Below are 6,831 nucleotides of genomic sequence, written 5' to 3'. Positions count from 1 at the left end.
GGGCCGGGGGCGGCCCGGGGGGGGCGCGCCCCCCCTGCCCGCGGGCCCTCCCCCCCCCCCCCCCCGCGGCGCCCCGCCGCGCCCCGGCGCCCCCCCACGGCGAGGGTGTGCCCGCGCCGTTACGGCGCGCCGTACCTATGCGGTCCTGGCCGGCCCGCCTCCCGCAGGAGCCGCACCGCGACCAGGACCGTCCAGGCCAGCAGTGGGAAGACGGCCACCCGCTCCATGCCGCCGATGCCGAAACCGAGGTCGACCTGTGCCAGGAACAGGGCCGTGCCGGCCAGGCCGGTCAGGCCCAGGGCGAGGCTGCCCGCGCGCATCGAGCCGAGAACCGGCGACCGCCGGGCCAGCGCCGCCACCACCATCCCGACGTTGCCCAGCACGAAGATCAGCAGCGCCGCGAGGAAGTGCGGGTTCTCGTCCACGTCCGCCGGGTACGCCCCGGCCAGGGCGTATCCGCCCGCACTGGCGAGGGTCAGCAGCCGCGTGGCCGTCGTGGCGGCACCCCGGCCCAACGCCGACCAGGTGAACAGCACCCCGAGCGCGAGCAGCACGCCTGTGGTGATCATGGCAGTGTTCATCACCGCGTGCCAGGGTGAGCAGACCTCGCGCGGCCGGGTGGTGTCCCACCCGCCGCAGGTCACGTTGCCCAGGTCGCTGATGTTGTTCGTGGCCCAGCTGAACCGCGGGTGTCGCCACGCCAGCCCGGTGATCACGTTCGCGGCCAGAAACAGGGGTGCGGCGAGCAGCCAGCTGCCGGCGCCGAGGCGAGGGATACGCATTCGCCCAGTGCAGCGCCTCTGGTGCGGTGGCGCACTGGACGCAGCGGGTCAATGTCGGGTAGGGCCAGGCATACCTCGGTTGGGGGTCCAGACGGCTGGGCCGGGCGGCTGGCGCCTCACTAGCTTGGCCGCATGACCCCAGACCAACCTCCACACCTGGCCACGGCGTTGCGCCGACGCGACTACCTGATCTCCGCGTGGCCCTGGCGGGCCCTGGCGTACGCCGTCACCAGCGTGCCGATCGCCGGGGCGCTGGCGGTCGGGCTGCTCGCCGCCGGCGCGCCCCTGCTGGTGGTGGCCGGCGCGGTGCGGCACGGCCGCCCGGTCTCGCTGCCGGCCATGCTGTGTCTCGCCATCACCGGCCTGGTCATGGTGGCGCTCGCGCCGATCGTCAGCATGCCGGTGGCCGTGTTCGAGCGGTGGCGACTCGGCCTCGTCGACCCACGCCCGCTACCCGGGCAGCGCCCGCGCGGCGGCCTGTCCGCTCGGTACACCAGCGCGGCGGCGTGGCGGGAGGTCGCGTACGCCTGCTGGCTGGGCGGGGTCGTGCCGATCGCGTACTGGATGTTCGCGCTGCTCGTGCTGCTGGACGTCACGCTGCTCGCCGGCCCCTGGCTGGCCAAGGACGAGGACGCGGTGGTCCTGGTGTGGGCCACCGTCGACACGCCGGGCCAGGCGGTCCCCTACGCCATCGTCGGGATTCTCCTGATCCCGGTGCTGTGGTACCTGGCCGGTCTGCTCGTCGCCGGGCAGGCCGTCGTGGCCCGGTGGCTGCTCGGCGGGCCGCCCGAGGGTGTCGCGCTGCGGGAGGTGACCCGCTCCCGGGCCCGGCTGGTCGACGCGTACGAGGCGGAGCGGCGGCGCATCGAGCGCGACGTGCACGACGGCGCGCAGCCGCGGCTGACCAGCCTCACCCTCCAACTGGGACTGGCCCGGCTCGACGTGCCCGACGACTCGCCCGCAGCCCGGCCGCTGGCCGTCGCCCACGAGCAGGCCAAGGACCTGATGGTCACGCTCCGACAGATCGTGCAGGGCATCCGCCCGCAGCACCTTACCGAGCTCGGCCTGGCCGGCTCCGTGCGGGAGCTGGCCGGCCAGGCCACCATTCCGATCGACGTCCACGCCGACCTGCCCCAGCCCCTGCCGGAGCTGGTCGAGACGACCGCCTACTTCGTGGTGTCGGAGGCCCTGGGCAACGTGGCCCGGCACGCCGGGGCGACCCGGGCCGAGGTGCGGCTGGCCCAGACGGACCGCCACCTGGTGGTCGAGGTGTCCGACGACGGCTGCGGCGGAGCCGACCCGACGCGGGGATCGGGGCTGACCGGCCTCGCCGACCGGGTGGCCGCCGTCGACGGGCGGCTGCTGCTGTCCAGCCCGGCCGGCGGCCCTACCCTCGTGCGGGTGGAGCTGCCATGCCACCGGTGATCCGGGTCGTGCTCGCCGAGGACGAGGTCCTCCTGCGCGAGGGCCTCGTCGGCCTGCTGGCCAGGTTCCACTTCGAGGTGGTCGCCGCCGTCGGCTCGGCACCGGAGCTGCTGGCGGCGGTGCGCGCGCACGAGCCGGACCTGCTGGTAACCGACATCCGCATGCCGCCCGGCCACCGCGACGACGGCCTGCGCGCGGCCGTCGCGCTCCGGGCCGAGCGACCGCGGCTCGCCGTGGTGGTGCTGAGCCAGTACGTGCAGAGCGAGTACGCCACCGCGCTGCTCGACAGCGGCGACGGCCAGCGCGTCGGCTACCTGCTCAAGGACCGCGTCGCCGACGTCGCCGAGTTCGCCGACACCCTGCGCCGGGTCGTGGCCGGCGGGACGGCCATCGACCCGGACATCGTGCGGCAGCTGCTGCACCGGCCGCGCGACCCGCTCGCCGCGCTGTCCGCCCGCGAACGCGAGGTGCTCGCGCTGCTCGCCGAGGGCCACTCCAACGGGGCGATCGCGGCGCGGCTGCACGTCACCGAGGCGGCGATCGGCAAGCACGTCGGCAACATCCTGGCCAAGCTGGATCTGCCGCCCAGCGATGACACCAACCGCCGGGTGTTGGCGGTGCTCACCTACCTGCGCCGCCACGGGTCCTGATCGGCATCACCTGGCGGCTGTGCCGGGCCCCCTGCCCGGCACCGGGCAACGCCTTCCACCGGGTTACGTGGACAGCCCTTAACGAGGCAGTACGGTCAGGACCCGAACAATGTGATCCCGGAACTCTGCCATGTAGCCGGTGAGGAAAGCCTTCGTGGACTCGTCGGTGACCTCACCGTCGCCCGGGAAGATCTGCGGCGTGTATTGGATGTATGCCTCGGGGGCGGTCATCTGCCGGGCGTTGCAAAAGCTGAGCACGGCGCGCAGGCTCTGTTGGGCTACGGCCGTGCCGATCTGTCCGATTGATGCGCCGATCACTCCTGCGGGGATGTGGTCGAACGAATTCTGACCCCACGGCCGGGAGGCCCAGTCGATGGCGTTCTTCAACGCGCCTGGGATGGACCGATTGTATTCGGGAGTGACAAACAGTACCGCGTCAACCTGGCGGATCGCGTCTTTGAGCGCGGCAGCTTCTGGCGGGTAGCTCGCATCGTAGTCCGGGCTGTACAGCGGCAGGTTTCCGATCGGAATCTCGGTGAACTCGAGGTCCGGGGACGCCAGGCGGATCAGGGCTTTCGAGAGTTCCCGGTTGACGGACTTGGACGAGAGACTTCCGACAAAGTAGCCGACCTTGTACTTACTCACTTGTTTTCCTCCATCGGAGATGGTTCAGACCGGTCCGTAGTGCCCGAATTCAAGCGTGGACCAGGATGCGTGTGCCCGTGCCGTGTTCGACGCATTTCCTGAGCGCCGTTGTGGTACTTACTCGCTGGACCTTCGCAAACAGGCGATGAGCACCGAAAGTACGCGCAGTCCGCCGAAGGGTACCTCCGGGTCGTGAACGGCCACCACAAGTAACTCAGCCGACTCCGAAACCCGCATGTCAATCCTCTGCAAGCCCTAAGTTGATTTGGGAGGCTCATGACCGAAATTGATCGCGGGGAGGACGTCGTGGTTGACCGTTCGGCTCAGCACCGTGGCTCCATCGGGAGCGTGTCACAGCGCGGCATCCCCGAGGAGGTGGATGTGGCAATCGTCGGCTCTGGCGGGGCAGGGCTGATGGCGGCGCTCAGCGCCGCGAAGCAAGGGGCACGGGTCCTCGTTGTGGAGTCCCAGCCGATCGTCGGTGGCGCTACCGGAATCTCCGCGGGTGCGGCCTGGATCCCGAATCATGGTTTTTCCACCAGGGATCTGAAGGTGAGCGACGACCTGGACCAGGCGCGGCGCTACATCTATGGCGAGGGCCGGGACAAGATTCTTGACCATGAGCTGGTGGAGAAGTTCCTGGAGATGGGGCCCCAGGTCGCCCGATTCGTAGAAGAGCACACCTCTTTCGGGTGGATCCCGACGCTCTGGCCGGACTACCGCTCCGACATCGATGGCGCGTCGGTCGGACGGGCCCTCTTCCCCGGCCCCTACTCCCCCGAGGGGCTGGGGGAGGCCGCCGCGTTCGTGCGACCGGCCCTGACGACTGGCATGGCCAGAAATCCGCTCCCGTTCTGGCTGCTGAACGGGATCAGTAGTGACGCCGTGTGGCTCGCCGGACCGGCGTTGGTCGGCGCCCTGCTCGAGGCTGTTCTGCGTGACGGCGTCGACGTACGCGTCCAGGCGCCCGCGGTCGGGCTCATCACGGATGGGTCGAAGGTGCGGGGCGTCGTCGTACAGGATGATGATGGCGTCGAGCGCAGGGTGCGTGCCACCAGGGGCGTCGTGCTGGCCAGCGGCGGGTTCGAGGGGTCGGCCGACCTGATGACGGGCCACCTCCACGCACCCTTCGCCGTGCAGGTTTCGCCGCAGGGGCATGAGGGCATCGCGGTGCAGCTGGCCCGGGATGTGGGCGCCGATCTGACCGGCATGCAGGACGCCTGGTGGATGCCCGCGGTGCAGGTGCCCGGTGAGACGCTGGAGGGCCGCCCGCTCAGCCGCGTGTTTCTGGGCGAGCGTGCGCTGCCACACAGCATCATGGTCAACCACCAGGGTGAGCGCTTCGCGAACGAGGCCCTCCCCTACGACCAGCTCGGAAAGATCATGCGCGAGGTGGACCCGGAGACGGGCACCATGCCGAACGCCACGGCGTGGCTGATCTTCGACCACAACTACTGGAGGAAGTTCGGAATCTTCGGCATCATCCCCGGCGGGCCGGTGCCCGACTACATCCACCGCGCCGACACGCTCGCGGGGTTGGCGGCTCAGATCGGCGTCGACGATGTCGGGCTGCTCCGGACCGTCGACCGGTTCAATCCCGAGGCCGGACGAGGTCGCGACCCGTACTTCGACCGCGGTGGCACGTTGTTCGACCGGTACTTCGGCGCGTACTACCCCCGGTTGAGCAAGAGGTCCCCCGACGCACTGTTCCCCACCGCCACCGCCAAGGCGCGGATGGTCATCGCCAAGGCGATCGGACCGATCGTGAGCACGGTGGCGGCACGTGCGGCGAAGAGGAACGACCCCGAACGCCTGCGCTCGTTCGTGGTCGGGCCGATGACGAAGATCGTACGACCGGTCCTGAGGAGCCCGAGGTCAAGCGTCCTGGGGCCCATCAACACCCCGCCGTACTACGCGCTCAAGGTCGAGGCCAGCGCGCTCGGCACCGTGGGTGGCCCGAAGACCGACGCACACGGGCACGCGCTGAACACCGACGGCAAGGTCATCCCAGGCCTGTACGCCGCCGGCAATGCAGGAGGCGCACCAACGAAGGGGTTCTACGGGGGTGCCGGGGGGACGATCTCGTTGGGGCTGGTGTTTGGCTACCTAGCGGGACAGGAGGCAGCGCAGCGGCAGGACGTTTCCTGAGCCTTGCTCGCCGCCGTCACACCGGGCCGGGCCGGGTCGGCATCGGGCGCCCCGGGCCCGCCGGCGCGGTAGGCCAACGCGGCGAGGGTCACGCCGCCGTCGGTTGAGCAGTGCCGGCTCGGCGTCGTCGACGAAGGCGAGATCGGCCTCGACGTGCCGGCTGGCGGCCGACAGCAGCAGCCGCACCACCGGGTCGTCGGCGGCGCGGCGCAGCGCGTCGAGGTTGCGCAGCTCCCGCATGAGGTGGCCGCGCTGGTTGCCGAGCACCGTCCGGACCGTCGCCGCCGTGGCCCGATCGGGCCACGGCGGTGACCTTGAGGAAGAAGTCGTCCCGGAACCCGCCGTCCACCCTGCTGCACCTGATCGGCGCCATCGAGCAGGCCGACCAGGGCACCATCACGGTGGACGACATCGAGGTCACCGCGCTGCGCCGGGCCGCCCTGGCCCGCTACCGGCAGCGGGTCGGCTTCGTTCTCCAGCGCTACCACCTGCTGCCGGCGCTCACCGTGCTGGACAATGAGCCGGACTGTCAGCTTCCCTAAAGCTAAAGGACCGGGATTCCTCGCTACCAGGAGTTGAGACAGGCCCTGAACCACTGGGTCAGACGGTCAGACAGACCGTCACCACGTCGCCCACCCGCAGCCCTTCGGCCTTCCGCACCGAGGCCCGCACCGGCACGACGTACCGGCCGTCCTTCGGGTAGAGCGACGTCTGCCATCCGGTGTCCCCGATCCGCGCCGCGACCGGGATCATGCCCCAGCCGTAGCTCACCGCTGCGGAAGCCGCTTCCAGGTCACCGCACTGTTCCTCCGGGACGGTGACGAAGTGCCACGGCGACGGGCCCTTCCAGAACCACATCTCGCCGCTGAACTCCAGATCCACACGGACCAGGATAGGGCTCGACCGGCGGACGCACTCACCCGCGCCGTCAAGTGTGGCGTAGAAGTGGTCACCGATGCTGATGTTGAAGCCGAACTCGCAACGGAACGTGGCTCTTCGAACTTGGTGGAGGTCTGCGGGTCGGCTGAAGTTCTACTGTGGACCCTGACTGATAGATGCCGTAGCTCTCGTAGGGGCCTTGACGGCCTGGCCGTGGTCGGTACGCGTACCCGCTGGACTCGGCGGCGGCGGCCGAACTCACCTTCCGGCTGCTCGGCCGGGGCGTGCCGCTGGTCCGTGAC

Annotated in this window: 7 protein-coding genes and 1 pseudogene; 4 read left to right on the top strand and 4 right to left on the bottom strand. The window is 70.4% G+C overall.

The genetic code is table 11. The annotated features are described in order from the left end of the window. Positions 1-119 precede the first annotated feature (119 nt). Complete coding sequence (locus ABZ671_RS32130; protein WP_357865137.1) at positions 120-782, bottom strand: DUF998 domain-containing protein; 663 nt, start codon at positions 780-782, stop codon at positions 120-122. A gap of 132 nt (positions 783-914) precedes the next feature. On the opposite strand from ABZ671_RS32130, the gene ABZ671_RS32125 reads away from it, so the two are divergent. Both ABZ671_RS32125 and ABZ671_RS32120 read left to right on the top strand, forming a co-directional pair. Continuing rightward, positions 915-2,207, top strand: a complete 1,293-nt coding sequence (locus ABZ671_RS32125; RefSeq protein WP_357865135.1) for a histidine kinase — start codon at positions 915-917, stop codon at positions 2,205-2,207. After that, the gene (locus tag ABZ671_RS32120; protein WP_357865133.1) at positions 2,195-2,857 is read left to right on the top strand and encodes a response regulator transcription factor; all 663 of its coding nucleotides are present in this window, start codon (positions 2,195-2,197) and stop codon (positions 2,855-2,857) included. The genes ABZ671_RS32125 and ABZ671_RS32120 overlap by 13 nt, the downstream gene beginning before the upstream one ends. A gap of 78 nt (positions 2,858-2,935) precedes the next feature. Here the strand turns inward: ABZ671_RS32120 and ABZ671_RS32115 are convergent, their stop codons facing one another. Further along, entirely contained in the window at positions 2,936-3,502 is a 567-nt protein-coding gene (locus tag ABZ671_RS32115) for an NADPH-dependent FMN reductase (RefSeq protein WP_357865132.1), read from the bottom strand. A gap of 276 nt (positions 3,503-3,778) precedes the next feature. Here ABZ671_RS32115 and ABZ671_RS32110 point away from each other — a divergent pair, with 276 nt between their 5' ends. Beyond that, a complete protein-coding gene (locus tag ABZ671_RS32110) occupies positions 3,779-5,650 on the top strand; it encodes an FAD-dependent oxidoreductase (RefSeq protein ID WP_357865130.1) in 1,872 nt (623 codons plus the stop codon). Here ABZ671_RS32110 and ABZ671_RS32105 read toward each other — a convergent pair. Next, complete coding sequence (locus tag ABZ671_RS32105) at positions 5,609-5,917, bottom strand: hypothetical protein (RefSeq protein WP_357865128.1); 309 nt, start codon at positions 5,915-5,917, stop codon at positions 5,609-5,611. The genes ABZ671_RS32110 and ABZ671_RS32105 overlap by 42 nt on opposite strands. 41 nt (positions 5,918-5,958) lie before the next feature. Between ABZ671_RS32105 and ABZ671_RS32100 the strand changes: the two are divergent. Beyond that, a pseudogene (locus tag ABZ671_RS32100) lies at positions 5,959-6,168 on the top strand (ATP-binding cassette domain-containing protein); the annotation flags it as partial. Between the two features lie 82 nt (positions 6,169-6,250). Here the strand turns inward: ABZ671_RS32100 and ABZ671_RS32095 are convergent. Continuing rightward, positions 6,251-6,532 carry a DUF1905 domain-containing protein gene (locus ABZ671_RS32095; protein ID WP_357865126.1) on the bottom strand — a complete coding sequence of 94 codons (282 nt, stop codon included), beginning with the start codon at positions 6,530-6,532 and terminating at the stop codon, positions 6,251-6,253. Positions 6,533-6,831 lie beyond the last annotated feature (299 nt).

Origin of the sequence: Micromonospora sp. NPDC006766, assembly GCF_040636055.1 — a bacterium.
Lineage (GTDB): Bacteria > Actinomycetota > Actinomycetes > Mycobacteriales > Micromonosporaceae > Micromonospora.
Note: the sequence above shows the minus strand (reverse complement) of the source record. Positions and strands in the feature narration are given on the sequence as shown.

Bases quoted from the DNA above. Each gene is read 5' to 3' on its own strand.
- ABZ671_RS32110 (WP_357865130.1), top strand. From the start codon at position 3,779: ATGACCGAAATTGATCGCGGGGAGGACGTCGTGGTTGACCGTTCGGCT.
- ABZ671_RS32130 (WP_357865137.1), bottom strand. From the start codon at position 782: ATGCGTATCCCTCGCCTCGGCGCCGGCAGCTGGCTGCTCGCCGCACCC.
- ABZ671_RS32125 (WP_357865135.1), top strand. From the start codon at position 915: ATGACCCCAGACCAACCTCCACACCTGGCCACGGCGTTGCGCCGACGC.
- ABZ671_RS32120 (WP_357865133.1), top strand. From the start codon at position 2,195: ATGCCACCGGTGATCCGGGTCGTGCTCGCCGAGGACGAGGTCCTCCTG.